The sequence below is a fragment of the Azospirillum rugosum genome (genome assembly GCF_017876155.1).
Taxonomy (GTDB): Bacteria; Pseudomonadota; Alphaproteobacteria; order Azospirillales; family Azospirillaceae; genus Azospirillum; species Azospirillum rugosum.
In genome coordinates this window covers 1-16497 of sequence record NZ_JAGINP010000023.1, presented here as the reverse complement: position 1 = coordinate 16497, position 16497 = coordinate 1, and the positions used below count along the sequence as shown (strand labels likewise).

General features: G+C 68.5%; 13 protein-coding genes, 1 tRNA gene and 3 pseudogenes. 6 read left to right on the top strand and 11 right to left on the bottom strand.

Annotated elements, in window-relative coordinates:
- Positions 1–155 precede the first annotated feature (155 nt).
- The gene (locus J2851_RS26705; protein WP_209770127.1) at positions 156–779 is read left to right on the top strand and encodes an RNA polymerase sigma factor sigma-70 region 4 domain-containing protein; all 624 of its coding nucleotides are present in this window, start codon (positions 156–158) and stop codon (positions 777–779) included.
- Between the two features lie 82 nt (positions 780–861).
- Here J2851_RS26705 and J2851_RS26700 read toward each other — a convergent pair whose 3' ends face one another.
- The 4 genes from J2851_RS26700 to J2851_RS26685 form a co-directional block, all read right to left on the bottom strand.
- Complete coding sequence (locus J2851_RS26700) at positions 862–1854, bottom strand: GlxA family transcriptional regulator (RefSeq protein ID WP_246500951.1); 993 nt, start codon at positions 1852–1854, stop codon at positions 862–864.
- Positions 1855–1858: 4 nt separating this feature from the next.
- On the bottom strand, positions 1859–3076 hold the full coding sequence (locus J2851_RS26695) for an MFS transporter (RefSeq protein ID WP_209770126.1): 1218 nt from the start codon (positions 3074–3076) through the stop codon (positions 1859–1861).
- A gap of 235 nt (positions 3077–3311) precedes the next feature.
- Positions 3312–4085: an ABC transporter permease gene (locus tag J2851_RS26690; RefSeq protein WP_211114447.1), complete on the bottom strand. Its 774-nt coding sequence runs from the start codon at positions 4083–4085 to the stop codon at positions 3312–3314.
- Entirely contained in the window at positions 4085–5011 is a 927-nt protein-coding gene (locus J2851_RS26685) for an ABC transporter ATP-binding protein (protein ID WP_209770124.1), read from the bottom strand. Before J2851_RS26685 ends, J2851_RS26690 begins: the two co-directional genes overlap by 1 nt.
- 207 nt (positions 5012–5218) lie before the next feature.
- Between J2851_RS26685 and J2851_RS26680 the strand changes: the two genes are divergently transcribed.
- On the top strand, positions 5219–6571 hold the full coding sequence (locus J2851_RS26680) for a (Fe-S)-binding protein (protein WP_209770122.1): 1353 nt from the start codon (positions 5219–5221) through the stop codon (positions 6569–6571).
- Positions 6572–6732: 161 nt separating this feature from the next.
- On the opposite strand, the gene ybaK is transcribed toward J2851_RS26680, so the two are convergent.
- Positions 6733–7215 (bottom strand): Cys-tRNA(Pro) deacylase, encoded by a 483-nt coding sequence (ybaK, locus tag J2851_RS26675; protein ID WP_209770120.1) that lies wholly within the window; start codon positions 7213–7215, stop codon positions 6733–6735.
- 217 nt (positions 7216–7432) lie between these two features.
- On the opposite strand from ybaK, the gene J2851_RS26670 reads away from it, so the two are divergent.
- Positions 7433–8017, top strand: coding sequence for a helix-turn-helix domain-containing protein (locus J2851_RS26670; protein WP_209770118.1), 585 nt, complete (start codon positions 7433–7435; stop codon positions 8015–8017).
- Between the two features lie 32 nt (positions 8018–8049).
- On the opposite strand, the gene folE is transcribed toward J2851_RS26670, so the two are convergent.
- A complete protein-coding gene (folE, locus tag J2851_RS26665) occupies positions 8050–8736 on the bottom strand; it encodes a GTP cyclohydrolase I FolE (RefSeq protein ID WP_209770116.1) in 687 nt (228 codons plus the stop codon).
- A gap of 285 nt (positions 8737–9021) precedes the next feature.
- A complete protein-coding gene (gene apaG, locus J2851_RS26660) occupies positions 9022–9414 on the bottom strand; it encodes a Co2+/Mg2+ efflux protein ApaG (protein ID WP_209770115.1) in 393 nt (130 codons plus the stop codon).
- Between the two features lie 391 nt (positions 9415–9805).
- Here apaG and J2851_RS26655 point away from each other — a divergent pair, with 391 nt between their 5' ends.
- The 3 genes from J2851_RS26655 to J2851_RS26645 all read left to right on the top strand — a co-directional run bounded on the left by J2851_RS26655 (position 9806) and on the right by J2851_RS26645 (position 11691).
- On the top strand, positions 9806–10441 hold the full coding sequence (locus tag J2851_RS26655; protein ID WP_209770113.1) for a GNAT family N-acetyltransferase: 636 nt from the start codon (positions 9806–9808) through the stop codon (positions 10439–10441).
- Between the two features lie 36 nt (positions 10442–10477).
- Positions 10478–10551: transfer RNA gene (locus J2851_RS26650), tRNA-Gly, on the top strand.
- Between the two features lie 90 nt (positions 10552–10641).
- Entirely contained in the window at positions 10642–11691 is a 1050-nt protein-coding gene (locus tag J2851_RS26645) for a site-specific integrase (RefSeq protein ID WP_209770111.1), read from the top strand.
- 1380 nt (positions 11692–13071) lie between these two features.
- Here the strand turns inward: J2851_RS26645 and J2851_RS26640 are convergent.
- The 4 genes and pseudogenes from J2851_RS26640 to J2851_RS26625 form a co-directional block, all read right to left on the bottom strand.
- A pseudogene (locus J2851_RS26640) lies at positions 13072–13248 on the bottom strand (ATP-binding protein); the annotation flags it as partial.
- A 73-nt stretch (positions 13249–13321) separates the two neighbouring features.
- A pseudogene (locus J2851_RS26635) lies at positions 13322–14517 on the bottom strand (IS701 family transposase); the annotation flags it as partial.
- A gap of 78 nt (positions 14518–14595) precedes the next feature.
- Positions 14596–15599, bottom strand: a pseudogene (locus tag J2851_RS26630) (IS481 family transposase).
- A 294-nt stretch (positions 15600–15893) separates the two neighbouring features.
- Positions 15894–16313: a hypothetical protein gene (locus J2851_RS26625; RefSeq protein ID WP_209770109.1), complete on the bottom strand. Its 420-nt coding sequence runs from the start codon at positions 16311–16313 to the stop codon at positions 15894–15896.
- Positions 16314–16497 lie beyond the last annotated feature (184 nt).

Here is a 16497-nt window from a genome sequence, read left to right as displayed (position 1 = left end):
CGCATTCGAACAAATTCGGAATGATCGAAAGCGGGCGTCGCGCGAATCCGCCGGAAGAGTCGCCCGGCGGCGTCTCAGCATCCTTTCAATCGGCGCTTGCGGGTCTCATATTGTCGGGCGGGCGGCTCTGTCGTGATGGGGGAGCGGAGGATCGCGTGACGACCTTGAAGGAATTCGAGGAGGCCCTGAAGGCCGCGAACAACACCGAGGCGCTGGAGATCCTGGACAAGCTCCGGGACCGCGACCGCGCCAACCGGACGATCCGGCCGGCGCGGCGGCTGACCGGGCGGAAGATGACGCCGGAACTGGCGGCCGAGATCCTGCACCTGCACCACACCACGGACATGACGCAGCAGGAGATCGCCTTCCAGCTGGGCGTGAACCAGGGCCGCGTGAACGAGGTTATCAAGCGCGGCAAGTGGCTGGACGGCGACCCGAACGCGCCGGAGGCCGTCGCCCGCGACAAGGCGAAGGAGCGCGCCAAGGAGGGTGTCGGCTTCGCCCCCCGCCCGCCGCGGAAGAAGAAGGCCGCCAAGCCGAAGGCGGAGCCCGAGGCCGTGGTGCCGGAAGCTGCGGCGCCGGAGCCCGAGGCTGTGGTTGCGCCGCCGGAGCCAGTCGCGCCTGCGCCCGAGCCGGTGGCGCCCGAACCGGTCGCTGCTGCCGTGGAACCGGAAGCGGAAGCGCCGAAGCCCTCGAAGAAGTCGGGGAAACCGAAGGCGGCCAAGGAAAAGCCAGCGCCCAAGGACAAGTCGGGGCAGCTTCTGTTCGACGGGATCTGAACGGCGAGACGATTCACCACAGAGACACGGAGACACGGAGGATTTTTTCTCTGTGTCTCCGTGTCTCTGTGGTTCAAAAGCCTCAGGCCAACTCCGCGTGCAGCGAGAACCGCGCGCGGTAATCGGTCGGGTTGACCCCGTACTGCTTCTGGAAGACGCGGCGCAGCGTCTGCTCGTCGCCGAAGCCGGCGTCGGCGGCGATGCGCTTCAGCGGCGCGTTGGTGCGCTCCAGCGCGTTGCAGGCCGCCTCCAGCCGCATGGCCTGCACGGTCTTGGCCGGCGTCCGCCCGACCTTGGCGACGTAGAGGCGGGCGAAGGTGCGCGGCGACATGCCCGCCTGCTCCGCCAGCCGCTCGATGCGCAGATCCTCGTGCAGGTGCGCGGCGATCCAGGCGTGCAGGTCGCGGAAGGCGCCATCGGTCCGGCACTGGGCCGACAGCGGTACGCTGAACTGCGACTGGCCGCCCGGCCGCTTCATGAACATCACCAGCTGCCGGGCCGTGGCGATGGCCAGCGCGTGGCCCAGGTCGGCCTCCACCAGCGCCAGGGCGAGGTCGATGCCGGCGGTGACGCCGGCCGAGGTCCAGACCGGGCCGTCCTTGATGAAGATCGGGTCGGGATCGACCTCCACGGCGGGGTGGCGGGCGCTCAGCCGCTCGGCCCAGTCCCAGTGGGTCGTCGCCCGCCGCCCGTCCAGCAGCCCGGCGTCGGCCAGCAGGAAGGCGCCGGTGCAGACGGAGCAGGGGCGCCGCACCTCCGGCCCGCGCCGGCGCAGCCAGGCCACCAGCGCCGGCTCGTGCAGGGGCTGGCCGTCGCGGCTGCCGCCGGGCACCAGCAGCGTGTCGACCGGCCGGTCGTCCAGCGACTCCAGCGGCTCCGTCAGGATGGGCAGGCCGGGGCCGGTCGTCACCGCGCCGCCCGCGACGGAGACGGTGCGGAGTTGGTAAGGCGGGGGCAGCCCGGCCTCCCGCGCCAGGCGCCCGGCGGTCTGGAAGGTCTGCAACGGCCCGCTGACGTCGATCAGGTTCACCCCGTCATAGGCCAGCATGGCGACCAGCTTTGGTTTTGACATCATGCCCCTACGCTTGCTCCAGGACGGCGGCTTCCCGCCGCTGCGCCGCCACCCACCACAGGGTCATCGCGGCGGCCAGCGCCAGCAGCGGCAGGACCGCCGCGTTCAGCCCCGCCCAACCATAGCGCTCCAGCAGCGGCCCCGCCACGAGCGACGCGGCGGCGGTGATCCCATAGCGGAGCAGCTCGGCGAGGCCCTGGACCTTGGCGCGCTCCGACGGGCGGTAGGACTGGGCGAGCAGGGTCGTGCCGCCGACGAACATGAAGTTCCACCCCACCCCCAGGCAGAACAGCGCGAGGTAGAAGGCGACCAAATCGGTGGAGGCCATCGCCACGGCGACGCACGCCGCGTTCAGCGCCATCCCGGCGAACAGCATCGGCCCCAGCCCGACGCGCTGGATCAGCGTGCCGGCGATCAGCGACGGCGCGTACATGCCGACCATGTGCCACTGGATGATGCCGGCGCCGTCGTCGATGCTGTGGTGGTGCCCGACCGCGGCGAGCGGGGCGGCCGTCATCACCAGCATCATCACCGCCGACCCGATCACGTTGTTGGCAACGGAGGCCGCGAAGATCGGCTGCCGGGCGACCTCCGCGAAGGACCGCGGCGGCTCAATCGCCTGCGGGCCGGCCGCCGCGGCGGTCTGGTGATCGCGGTAAAGGCCGAGCAGCAGCGCCAGCGACAGCAGGCCGAGCAGGCAGACCATCAGGTAGGCGCCGGCGAACAGCGCCTGCGGGAACAGATCCTTGCTCCAGGCCGCCAGCAGGGGGCCGAGCACCGCCGCGACGACCCCGCCGGCCAGCACGCGCGACACGGCGCGGCCCTTCTCTGCCGCCCCGACCGCGTCGGCGGCGGCCAGCCGGTAATAACCGGCGAAGGCCTGGAACACCCCGACCGCGGCGGTGCCCAGGCAGAAGACCCAGAAGTTCGCGTGCATCACCGCCCAGACCGACACGGCCCCGCCGCACGCCCCCGCCAGCGCGCCGAGCGCGAATCCCAGCCGCCGCCCCAGCCGCTGCAACAGGAAGGCGGCCGACAGCGTGACGACCGCCCCCGCTACCGTGATCAGCGCAAAGGGTAGGGTGGCCAGCGCCTTGTCCGGCGCCAACTGGTAGCCGGTCAGCCCGGTCAGCGTCAGGTCGATGGAGATGGCGGCGGTGTACAGCCCCTGGCACAGGGCAAGCACCCAGGCGTCGCGACGCCCTGGGGAGAGGGTGGGGAGCATGCGAAGACCTCCATGCGACCGGGTGGGAAGCGGTGTGGAGATCGTCGGTCAGGCAGGGATTGGCGGCAATGACAAGGGACCGTCAATTCCTGCCAGGGGGATGTGTGTGGTGTGGGGTGGGGAGTGGTTGCGCCGGGCCCCCCTCCCGACCTCCCCCCATCTTCGACGGGGGGAGGAGTTATCCCCTCCCCCGCGAAGTGGGGGAGGGTTAGGGTGGGGGCCCAACGCAGGGGCTTCAATTCTTCAGCTTGTACCCCGTGCGGAAAATCCACCAGACCACGCCCAGGCAGATCACCAGGAACAGCGCGGTCATGGCGAGGCTCAGCGCCACGGGGACGTCGGCGGTGCCGTAGAAGCTCCAGCGGAAGCCGCTGACCAGATAGACGACCGGGTTGAACAGCGTCACCTTCTGCCAGAAGGGCGGCAGCATGCTGATCGAATAGAAGCTGCCGCCGAGGAAGGCCAACGGCGTCACGATCAGCAGCGGCACGATCTGCAGCTTCTCCCAGCCGTCCGCCCAGATGCCGAGGATGAAGCCCAGCAGGCTGAAGGTGACGGAGGTCAGCACCAGGAAGGCGACCATCCAGAAGGGGTGCGCGATGGAGAAGTCCACGAACAGCCGCGCCGTCAGCAGGATCAGCGTGCCGAGAATGATCGACTTGGTCGCCGCCGCGCCGACATAGCCGACCACCGTCTCGAAGGCGGAGATGGGCGCCGACAACACCTCGTAGATCGTGCCGGAATAGCGCGGCATGTAGATGCCGAAGGAGGCGTTCGACACGCTTTCCGTCAGGACCGACATCATCACCAGCCCCGGCACCAGGAAGGCGCCGTAGCTCACCCCCTCCACCGCCGTGAAGCGCGACCCGATCGCCGCCCCGAAGACGATGAAGTAGAGCGAGGTGGAGATCACCGGCCCCGCGATGCTCTGGAACAGGGTGCGCCAGGTGCGGGCCAGCTCGAACAGGTAGATCGCCTTGATGGCGTGAAGGTTGATGGCGGCGGTCATCACACCCGCTCCCTGACCAGGCTGACGAAGATCTCCTCCAGGGAGCTTTCCTCGGTGCGCAGGTTCGTGAAATCGATTCCGTGGTCGCCGAGCCGGCGCAGCAGAGTCGCGATGCCCGTGTGCTCGTGCTGGCTGTCGAAGCGGTAGACCAGCTCCCGCCCATCCGCCGACAGGGTCAGGGGATAGTTGGACAGCTCCGCCGGGATGGCGGGCAGGGGGCTTTGCAGCTGAAGCGTCAGCTGGCGCTGGCCCAGCTGCTCCATCAGCGCGGCCTTCTTCTCCACCAGGATGATGCGGCCGCCGGAGATGACGCCGACCGTGTCGGCCATCTCCTCCGCCTCCTCGATGTAGTGGGTGGTCAGGATGATGGTCACGCCGCTCTCGCGCAGGCGGCCGATCATCTCCCACATGCCGCGGCGCAGCTCCACGTCCACGCCGGCGGTCGGCTCGTCCAGGAACAGGATGCGCGGCTCGTGCGACAGCGCCTTGGCGATCATGACGCGGCGCTTCATGCCGCCGGACAGCGCCATGACCTTGCTGTCCTTCTTCTCCCACAGCGACAGGTCGCGCAGGATCCGTTCGATCAGGGCCGGGTTCGGCGGCTTGCCGAACAGGCCGCGGCTGAAGCTGACGGTGGCCCAGACGCTCTCGAACGCCTCGGTCGTCAGCTCCTGCGGGACCAGCCCGATCAGGGAGCGCGCGGCGCGCCAGTCCGTCACGATGTCGTGGCCGTCCACCGTCACCGTGCCGGCGCTGGCCCGCACGATGCCGCAGACGATGCTGATCAGCGTCGTCTTGCCCGCCCCGTTGGGTCCGAGCAGGGCGAAGATCTCCCCGCGGCGGATGTCGAGGTCGATGCCCTTCAGGGCCTGGAATCCCGAGGCGTAGGTTTTCTCCAGCCCCCGGACCTGGATGATCGGCTGCATGTGCCCTCTCGGCTCTTGGTCCCCCGTTGGCCGGGGCACCCCGTCTTTGTGCGCGGCCGCCACCATAGCGGCCGGCGGGCTTCGGCGGAATCCGAACATCCGTCTGATCCGAACGTCCCTGCCTTGTCGGTTTTGCGACGCGGAATCCCGGGATTCCCGGGCGAATCCGCTGGCTTGTGCCTTGCATATGGGCGAGGGGAGGTCGCCATGAAGACGCATCTGGACTGGTCCGCCTACGACACCTACGGCATGGGGGACGCCTTTTCCGGCGTTCCGATCAGCGGCGGCAACTACGCCAAGGCCGTGGCCGTCTGCATGCACAACCGCCAGTGCCAGCGCAGCACCGGCAAGGGCGTGATGTGCCCCAGCTTCCGCATCACCGGCGACGCCGCCCATTCGACGGAGGCGCGGGTGGCCGCCTTCAAGGCCGCGCTGAACGGCGAGCTGGGGGAGAATCCCTTCGCCGGGGCGGAGTTGGCGGCGGTGATGGACCTCTGCGTGTCCTGCAAGGGCTGCAAGAAGGAATGCCCGAGCGCCGTGGACATGACGCTGATCAAGACGGAGTTCCTGGCCCAGCGCAACGACGCGCTGGGCGTGCCGCGGCGCGCCCGGCTGTTCGGCAACCTGCCGGCCTGGGTCGGCCACCACCGCCGCGCCGTGCGCGGGATCGTGCGGCTGCGCAACCGCTCCCGCCTGCTGGCCCGCATCGCGGAACGGCTGCTGGGCATCGCCGCGGACCGGCCGATTCCGCCGCCCGCCGCGACTCCGTTCACCGAGTCGAAGACCGCGCCCGCGGATGCCCCGCGCGGCGAGGTCCTGCTCTTCGTGGACACCTTCAGCCATCATTTCGAGCCGGCGGTCGCCGAGGCCGCCACCGCCGTGCTGACCGCCGCCGGCTACGCCGTGCGGATCCTGCGCCCCGCCGCGGACGACGACGAGCCTGGCCGGCCGCTCTGCTGCGGCCGCACCTACCTGTCCACCGGCCAGGTGGAGCGCGCCCGGCGCGAGGCGCGGCGCATGATGGCGGCGCTGCGTCCCGCCATCGCCGCCGGCACGCCCATCGTGGGGCTGGAGCCCTCCTGTCTGATGGCCCTGCGCGACGAGTTCTATTCGCTGGGGCTGGGGGCGGAGGTCGGGCAGGTCGGCAAGCAGGCCTACCTGTTCGAGGAGTTCCTGGTCCGCGAGGCGGCGCGCGGCATGACCCTGCCGCTGAAGCCGCTGAACCGCCCGAAGGCGCTGCTGCACGGCCACTGCCACCAGAAGGCCATCGGCGCCATGAAGTCGGTGCGCAAGGTCCTGTCCTGGATCCCCGGTTTCGAGTTCGACCTGATCGACGCCACCTGCTGCGGCATGGCCGGCAGCTTCGGCCTGGAGGCGGAGCATTACGAGGCGTCGAAGGCGATGGCCGAGCTGTCCCTGCTGCCGACGATCCGCGCCGCCGCCCCGGACGCCCCGATCATCGCCGACGGCTTCTCCTGCCGCCACCAGATCCAGGACGGCAGCGGCCGGACGCCGACGCACGTCGCGGTGCTGCTGCGCGAGGCATTGGACGTGGGGTAAGCAGCAAATGCAAATCCCCTCGCCCCTCTGGGGAGAGGGTTAGGGTGAGGGGGCGCCCGTAGGGCGTCCAAGCCCTGCAATGAGGCGGCGTTTCCGGCCTGCGGCCGCCCCCTCATCCCAACCTTCTCCCCAGAGGGGAGAAGGAACACCAAGAAGGACCATCACCCCACCACGATGCGCTTCACCGTGGCCTTGGTCGCGCGCGCCAGGTCGGCCGGGGCCAGCACGATCTGCAAGCCGCGGCGGCCGCCGTTGACGACCATTTCCGGCAGCGACTCGGCGCTGGCGTCGATGAAGGTGGGCAGCGCCTTGCGCTGGCCGAGCGGGCTGATGCCGCCGACCAGATAGCCGGTGGTGCGCTCCGCCAGGGTCGGGTCGGCGAGGTCGGCCTTCTTCGCCCCGGCCGCGGCGGCCAGCGCCTTCAGATCCAGCTTGGCCGCGACGGGGATGACCACACAGGCCAGAGCTTTTGGTTCCAACTGTACGATCAGCGTCTTGTAGACGATGGCCGGGTCCAGCCCCAGCGCCGCCGCCGCGTGCAGGCCGATGGCGTCGGCCGAGGGGTCATAGTCGTATTCCAGCAGGCGGTGGGCGATCCCCGCCGCCTTGGCGGCGTTCACCGCCGGTGTGACCTTCGCCGCCATGGCGCGCCTCGTCTTCGCTCTATTCCAAAGAAGCCGTGACCTTAACAGAGGGACACGGTCGGGAGGAGGGGGTGGTGCACCCCCTTCGGCGCCGCAATTTTGCCCAAATTGCGCCGGTCGTCATGCCAACGCTCCTTGGACAGACGGAGCGCCTGCCGCGATTCTGGCGGCCAACCGAATTCCGCCTGCCGACCGTCACCCCCGCAACCGGAGCATCATGGTTCCCCGCACCCTGCTGATCGTCGACGAAGACCCGGCCCTGGAAGGGATGGTGCAGAATGCCCTGCCGGTGTGCCGGGTGGTCAGCGCGGGCGGGGTGGGGGAGGCGCTGGACGCGGTGCGCGCCCACAAGCCGGCCGTGGTCGCGCTTTCCGTGGCGCTTCCATCCGGCGAGACCGACGCCGCGCCGCGCGACGGGCTGGACGCGTTGTCGCTGATCCTGGGGGAGGCGCCGTCCATCAAGGTGATCGCGCTGACCCCGCGGGACGAGCGCACGCTGGCGGTGCGCGCGGTGGCGCGCGGGGCGCACGAGGTCTGCTGCAAGCCCATCGACGCGCACGAGTTCGCCACCGTGGTGCAGCGCGCCTTCCAGCGCGCCGACCTGGAACTGGAAGGGCGGCGGCTGAACACCGGCGACGCGCCGCCGACCCTGCGTGTCCTGCGCGACGAGACGGAGCGCCGCGCGCTGATCGACGCCCTGGCCCGGTCCGGCGGCAACCTGTCGGCCACCGCCCGGCTGCTGGGGATCAGCCGGCCGACGCTCTACAGCCTGCTGCGCCAGCACGGCATCCGGGCGGAGTGAATCCTCGGATTAACGGGCCGCTGCAAACGCCCTCACTCGCCGCGCGAGGACGGGTTGCCGATCATCTGAAGGAACTCCCGCCGGGTGGACGGGTCGGAGCGGAAGGCGCCCAGCATGCGGCTGGTCACCATGGTGACGCCGGTCTTGTGCACGCCGCGCGTGGTCATGCACTGGTGCTGCGCCTCGATGACCACGGCCACCCCTTGGGGCTGCAGGATCTCGTCGATGGTGTTGGCGATCTGCGCCGTCATCTTCTCCTGGATCTGCAGGCGCTTGGCGTAGGCCTCGACCAGACGGGCGAGCTTGGAGATGCCGACCACGCGGTGGCGCGGCAGGTAGGCGACGTGGGCCTTGCCGATGATCGGCACCATGTGGTGCTCGCAGTAGGACTCCAGCCGGATGTCGCGCAGCACGACCATCTCGTCGTAGCCGTCGGTCTCCTCGAAGGTGCGCTTCAGGATGTCCACCGGATCGACCGCGTAGCCCGCGAAGAACTCCTCGTAGGAGCGCACGACCCGGTCCGGCGTGCCGAGCAGCCCCTCGCGCGCCGGGTCGTCGCCGGCCCAGCGGATCAGCGTGCGGACAGCCTCCTCCGCCTCGGCGCGGGACGGGCGCGCGGTGTCCACGGCGCCGGTCGGCGACGGCGCGGCCTTTGTGGAGGGGGTGTGGCCGGGGCCGCGGACGACGTTGTCGGCGTGCGGGGTCTTGGAAGCCGTCACGGTATGAACCTTTCGATGCCAAAGTCGCGTGGTGGCAAGTCGCGTGATGCCGGGTGCCCTTGCCTTGATGCCCTTGCCTTGATGCCCTTGCCTTGATGCCCTTGTCGCGGTGCGTCGGTGTCGCCCTACGACTGTATGACTGAGCCGCAAGGTCGGGAATTGCTACGCAAGCCTAGCCGGATCGGATCACCCGGGCGAATCCGAATTTTCCCGCAGGTGGTCGCGGGCGGCCCGCATTCAAGGACCAGCCGCTCCGCTGCGGCAAAAAGTTGCGGATGCGCCCGGTCAGTTCAGCTGCCGGGGCTGGTGCGGGCTGTCCAGGGAAAAGGCTGGTACGGCCACGTCGAAGGTTTCGCCACCCTTGGTTTCCATCTGGTAGCTGCCGACCATGATGCCGGATGGCGTGGGAAGCGGCGTGCCGCTGGTGTATTCGAAGGAACCGCCGGGCTCCAGCACCGGCTGTTCGCCGACCACGCCGGGGCCGCGCACCTCCTGCACGCGCCCCAGCGCGTCGGTGATGCGCCAATGGCGCGTGCGAAGCTGGACGGTTTCGCGGCCTTCGTTCTCGATGCGCACGTGGTAGGCCCAGACGTAACGGCTCTCGGCCGGCATCGACTGCTCGTCCAGGAAAACCGGTTGGACCGTGACGCGGATCGCGCGGGTGACTTTCGTGTACATGGCGGCACTCCCGTCGCAGAGAATAGGGGTGCGGAAAAGCGGCTGTCCAGGGGCATGGCGCGGCTGATGGCGTCGGCCATGCCGATGCATGCGCGACACACCGGTAAGCCATGCGGGGCGACGACGCGCCGGGCCGTTTTCGATCACTTGAACCCCCTGTCCGTCAGTGATATATGCGGGCTTCCCTGCAACGGCCAATGAGCCTGGCTCATGTCTCGTCCGCACGACATCAGCATCCGACGACGACGCCTGTCCGCGCTGTGCGCGGGCGCGATCGTCCTTGGGTCGCGCGCGGACGCATCGGGCAACGGCCGGACCTGAACCGGCGGTCTCCCGGCGCGGCGGCGCGATCCGCCTCCGACTTAGCCTTATCGCCGGGAAATCGCAGCCGATGATCATCTCCCTCGAAGAGCCGCGGCACGCCGCCGCGATCGAAGCCCTGCTCGACCGGTCCTTCGGTCCGGACCGCTTCAAGAAGACCGCCTACAAGCTGCGCGACGGGGTGGACCCCGTTCCGGAGCTGAGCCTCGTCGCTATCGAACACGACGAGTTCGGCAACGAGATCCTGGAAGGCACGATCCGCTACTGGCCGGTGACCATCGGCGGCCCAGTCGCCGGCCCAGTCGCCGGAATTGGGGTGCCGGCGCTGCTGCTCGGCCCGATTGCGGTGTCGGAGCGGCTTCAGGGCGGCGGCCTCGGCAGCAAGCTGATCCGGATGAGCCTGAACAAGGCGGCGGCACTCGGCCACCGCGCGGTGATCCTGGTCGGCGACGCGCCCTATTACGCCCGGTTCGGCTTCACACGGGACCTGACGCTCGGCATGGCCCTCCCGGGCCCGGTCGACCTCGACCGGTTCCTCGGCCTCGAACTGGTTCCCGGCGCCCTGGCCGGTGCGTCCGGCATGGTCGGCAAGGCGGAGGTCGGCATGCCCAGCGTCATCCCTACCGGCGTCGCTCCGCTAGCCATGGCCCTCTCGGCCAGCCGTGATATTTCAGAATCCCGCCTGTGGCGTGCTCGGACCGCTTGAAAGCGGCGTGAGCGTCGCCTATAAACAGGTGGCGGCGCGGGTGTAGCTCAATGGTAGAGCAGAAGCTTCCCAAGCTTACGACGAGGGTTCGATTCCCTTCACCCGCTCCAAGGTCCGCCACATCTCCCCGTCTTCGCGCTTGAAATTTTTGGGACGAATTGGGACGCTGGCCCCTGCGGCGTGTCCCTGGACGGTGTCCCATGGCGACCATCGAGCAGCGCGGCCCCTTCCAGTTCCGAGTCAAAATCCGTCGCGGCGGCATCACCGAGTCGCGCACATTCGAGAGCCGGCGCGAGGCCCAGGAGTGGGCCCTCGTGACGGAGGGCCGGATCGTCGGTGACGACTACCAGGACCAGCGCTTGGCGCGCCGCACCACCCTTGGCGACGCCCTCGAGTGGTTTCGCGAGCACGGCATCGACCGCGGCCGCGCCGACGCCAAAAACAAACTGTCCAAGATCCAATACTGGCTGGAAACGGACTTCGCCCGTTGGTCGCTGGTCTCTGTAAGGCCCTGGGATCTTGTCGAGTGGCGCCGCGGCCTGCTCGACGAGGACAGTGCCGAGGACGGTGGGACCGTCGGCCCGAAAGCCGTGTGCTCGCCGCAAACCGTCATCCACCGCCTCAATGTCCTGAGCCAAGTTTACCAGATCTGGTCCCTCGCGCATTGCGTGGCGGTCGCCAACCCGGTCATCCCCAAGATCCGGCCGCCGGCACCGCGCGGTCGCGACCGCCGTCTCCGCGACGGCGAGGAAGCGCGACTCCTCGCCGCCAGCGAGCGATCGTCGCGGCCTTGGCTGAAGGCCGCCATCGTGCTGGCGATCGCGACGTGCACGCGGCAGGCCGAACTCGCCGATCTCACCTGGGACCGCGTCCATGCCGACGGTCCCGAACCCCACGTCTATCTGCCGAAAACGAAGAACGACCGCGCTCGGACCGTCCCGTTGTCGACCCGCGCCGTCGCCGCCTTCCGCAGCCTGCGTCCCGAGGACGGTACGGACCTCCATGGTCGCAAGGTCTTCCCCATCGTGACGCCGCGCGGCATCCTGCACGCCTTCCGGGACGTCGCGACGGAGCGGGAGTTCCCCGACCTGCGCTGGCATGACCTGCGCCACGAGGGCATTTCGCGTCTTTTCGAAACCACCGACCTGCGCGACAACGAGATCATGGCCATCACCGGCCACCTGCGTCCGGAGATGCTGCGGCGCTACACCCACCTGAGGACGAGGCGGCTCGCCGCGCGATTGGGGTAAGGCGTTACCAACGCACCGCTCCGTTCCCAAGTGCGCGGATTGACCATGGCCACACGCCTAGGCCATCCTCGCCACCAGCTACGGTCATGACGATACCGTTCACAAACGCGTGCGGTGCACGCGTTTGTGAACGGTCCGCCGCTGCCAGCACGCGGAATGACGGGCGTGATCCGGATGGTTCCGGTGATCATTCTGTCCGCAGGCACCAGGGCCAAGCCGCGTCGTGGCTGTCGAGACTCGAGGGGCGCAGGCCCTCCGTCCCTGCATGCCGGCAGCTCCCGGGGAGGGACCATGCCGGATGCATGCGGGGGGAAATAGCGACGGCCCCGACGGTCCGCAGGGTTGCTGTCCGCGCCGTAGCCTCCGCGGGCGGCATTGCCCTGCGGAGGTTTCACGATGCCGTCCTCATCCCCAAGGTATCTCACCACGAGCGCCGCCGCCGAACACCTCGGCGTCTCCTGTTCCACGCTGTCCCATGCGCGTGGCAAAGAGAAAGGGCCGCCCTTCAGCCATTGGCCCTGCAGTTCCATCGTGCGCTATGACGTGCATGATCTCGACGCGTGGATGGCCAAGCTGAAGACCCTCGGCTCCGACGGCGCCCCGCCCCGGAAGCGCCGTCGCGGGGCGCCATCGAAGGCGGAAGCCGTCGCCCGTCGCCTCCGGCAGAATGGCCTGACGGTCGGCGGGACGAGCGAGGCGCCCGGAAAATCGAAGGCGAGGCGCCCCGGACAGCCAAAGGCGAGGTGCTAAGCTGAGGCGGGCGCGGTCCCGAGCGGGGCCGCGCTCCCAGTCCCATCCGCCTGTCCTCGGGCGCCCCGGCGCCCGGCCGCGTCCGGCTGGGCAGACTCTCCCGGACGCAGGGCCGAACGGACCGTCAACACCGCCTCACTCCATCGGCGGCCACGGCGTTCCGCTCGCACATGCCGCAGCCCGTACGGGTCGTGCCCCAGGGGGTGATGTAGGAGCTGTGGGGAACCGGCCTGCCGAAGCGCCCCAGAAGCTGGCGTAGGCGGGCCGGTTGTCCACAGCGGGGCGGTCATCGTGGTTCTTCGATAGAGTCTGGTCACCACACCTCAACCCACACGAAGGGTGACCATGATGACCGACGCGATGATGGCGCTTCGCGCGATGCTTGAGAAGGGAACGGATGCCGATGTGCTGCGCGAGATGATCGGCTTTGCCTGTCAATCGGCTTCCAATAACCAGCCAGCATCGGCGTCCAATACCCAGCCACACCTAACGTTGCAGAACCCGTTGTCCAGGGTGTCCACGGGAGGGTCCCGCGCGCGTCGCGAAGTGCCCTCATCGCTGACGCAGCGGCGCGCGTGGGAGAGGCCTGTGGGCTCCCCTGGGCAACGTGCGGGTGATGAGATGGGCTGCTCAGGAGCGGTTCTTGAACCGCCAGCTTTCGTTGCCGGTTTCGAGGATGTCGCAGTGATGCGTCAGCCGGTCGAGCAAGGCGGTCGTCATCTTGGCATCGCCGCCGAAGACGGTCGGCCATTCGGAGAAGCTCAAGTTCGTGGTGATGAGCACCGAGGTCCGGGAGTAAAGTTTGCTACATCGGCCAACACACTGCGTCGGACGATTCCGCTCACGTCCAATGGATCCGGGTAACCGCACCGCACCATCCGTGGCTGGGACGGGTTGTCGGCTGACCAAAGCCACCAGGAGGGTGCGGATCTCGGGCACGGTCAGGGGCAGAAGGTCGGCGGCCAAGTCGAGCAGTTCCTCTCCCCCCAATGGCTGCCTTGCGCACGACGGTGAGGAAGGCCAAGGCCAGCATGGCCAAGGTGATGTGCCGGTGCCAGCCGGTCCACGAGCGCACCTCGTAGTGGTCGAGCCCCACCTCGCCTTTAGCCATCTCGAAGCCGCTCTCGATGGTCCAGCGCGTACCGGCCACCCGCACCAGCTCCTTCAGCGGCGTCCCGCTCGCAGCGAAGGTGAAGTAGAAGGTCAGATCGCCATCCGCCAAGCGGCGCCGGATCAACAATCCCTTGTTCCAGCCCTCCGGGGCGCCGCGAAACGGCAGATGCGCCCAGTCATACAGCCGCGGCCCCTTTGAACCATTGCCGGCGCTGAGACGATGCCAGCCGTCGGCCGGCACCTCCTCCACCCAATCGCTCACCGTGCCCGGACGCAGCCGCTGGCCGCTGGTGACCGCCAGCACGTAGCCAATCCGCCGGCGCACCAGGGCTTGGCGCAACGCGCTGTCGGCGCCGTACACGCTGTCGGCGGCGACCCAGGCGCACGGCACGCCGGCCTCCAGCGCGCGCTCCAGCATCGCCGCTCCCAGCTTCGGTTTGGTGGCGAACGCTACCTCCTCGGGGACTCAGGCCAGGCGGCGGCGCTCCGCGTCACCGGCCCACGCCTGCGGCAGGTAGAGAGCACGCTCGATCAGCGCGTGGCCGTGGCGGCCGGCATAGCCGAGGAACACGCCGACTTGGCAGTTCTCGATACGCCCGGCGGTGCCGGAGTACTGGCGCTGCACGCCGACCGAACACGTGCCCCTCTTCACGAAGCCGGTCTCGTCCAGAACCAGCACGGCCTCGTCGTCGCTCAGATGTTCAATGACATAGGTCTGGAGATCGTCGCGTACGGCGTCGGCATCCCAGCGGGTCCGGGCCAGGAAGTCCTGCATCGCCGCCGGCGAGGAGTCCCCGGCGGCCTCGGCCAACTGCCAGCCGTTCTTGCGTTCCAGCGGCGCCAACAGACCTCGACGTAACGCAAAGCCCGCTGACGCCCGACCACGCTGTAGAAGGACCTCAGGCCACCGATCAGCCCTTCCAGAGCGTCGGACCATGCCGCCGCTTCCGCAGTCCCAGTCATACTCAGACCCTCCTTCCGGATCCAAGCTCAACCTACCGCATCCGCGATCATCACGTCCGGGCGAGACCGGCTGTAGTATTAGTTGTCCGGATGCGATACGTCCTTGGCGGCATATACCCTGAGCTGAGCGGCCACCTTGATTTTGGTGAGGTCGCACGGACTGGGAGGTCGGTAAGCGGAATTGATCAGTTCGGGTTTCGCCTTCAGGCGCTCGCAGGCGACCTCGTCGGGCGAGTGGCCCTTGAGGACGCGCTGTCGGCGGGCGTTGTAGGCGAGCCGGTAGCCGTGAAGCAGGCGCTCCAGGGCGTCGTGCGTGCCGATGCACATGACCAGCACCTCGCGCCCGATGCGCCCGTTGAAGCGTTCGACCATGCCATTGGTCTGCGGCGTGTAGGGCTTGGTCTTGCGGTGCTGCACGCCCAAGGCGCGGCAGGCGGCCTCGAAGCCGTCGGCGGTGAAGCAACTGCCGCGGTCGGTCAGCACGTGGGAGATGGTGAAGGGAAAGGCGGTGACCGCCTCGTTCAGGAAGGCGGTGGCGGCGGCTTCCGTCTCCTCGTCCTTGACCGCCAGGTGGACCATCCGCGAGGCGCGGTCGATGGCAACATAGAGGTAGCGTTTGCGCGCGCCGGCGCCGATCACGTGCAGCTTGGGCAGGTGCTTGATGTCGATGTGCAGGAAGCCGAGGTCGTATGCCTTGGACGTCTTGGTGCCCTTCTTGGGCGTGGTGGTCGGGGTGTCGGCAGGCGCCCCAGGCCTTCGGCCTTTAGGATCCGGTAGATGGCGTCGCGGTTCAGGTGAGGAAGGAAGTGGCGCAGCGTGAACGTGAGGTCATCGAGTGGGAACCCGGTGCTCCGGCGCAGCTCACAGACGATGGCGCGCTCTTCCTCGGTGGCCCGCCAGCGCAGGTGCTGGGGCCGCGACGAGTGATCCTGAACGTCCTCGGGACCACGCTTGCGCCATTTGCGGATGGTTTCGGTGCTGACACCGTAGCGCTTGGCCAGCACGCTCGAGGGCTCCGTGGAGGCGGCGATGGCGGCGCGCACCGCCGGGGTGGTGCGGGCGTTGGGATGGATCTGGTACATGGCGGCTCCTCCCGGCTGGGGCCGAACAGGCTCAGCGTCGCCGCCACGAGGGATGATGCCCGCCGCGGCCGGCCCGTCAACCCTGGCCCTGACGGGCCACCGCCGAAGGCGGCTGTGGGGTTGACCGGCCGTCGCGCGGCGGGCGGTTTTGGCTCGTCATGGCGACGACGGACGGGACTGCGCCAAAAGCTGCCTACTGAGGTGCAGGGCCCAGACGGCTTTCGATCCACCAGCCATGCTCTTGGATGGCCCAACAGACCGGGTCCCAACAACGTTCCGCCATTAAACAATTAGTTATTCGGCTACATCGTCGATCGGACCTTCAGCGTTGGTGGCGACGGCAACGAGCCCAGCCCTGAGGACATCGCCGAGTCCCGGCCCCCCTCCCTGCACGTCCTGGACAAGCAACATCAGGCCGGTACCTCGCAATTTGTTTCGGTCAAACGGGCCGTCCGGCACCGAGCAGTTCCAAGCGACTTGCGCGATGTTCTGCAAGCCATCGGTGTTTGCGCCGGCTGGGATGTTTGTCCAAGCCTTCTTTGAGACCGCCTTCGTCAGATCCAACCCTTCGGTGAGCAGTCGTCGTAGCTCTCCACTATCCCTCACGTAGCGGAAAGCTTTCAGCGCATCGCCAGCGATTGAATCCTCGGTCGTTGTGCGCAAGGTCTCCTCTAGCCCATCGCAGGCCGGTTCCGTCATCACCAGCCGCAGCACGCTATCTCCGTCATCGTCGCGCCCGACGTAGCAGACAGCACCATCTACGAAGTCCGCGACATTGAGCGGCTGGGGCCGTCCGCCTGCGTTAGTGCACTGACACAGACATAGGATTCACAAGGGTCCGCTGATGTGCGATTCTATCGGCATGGCCCAGACCGTCAGCGTCATCGTTGGAGCGGAG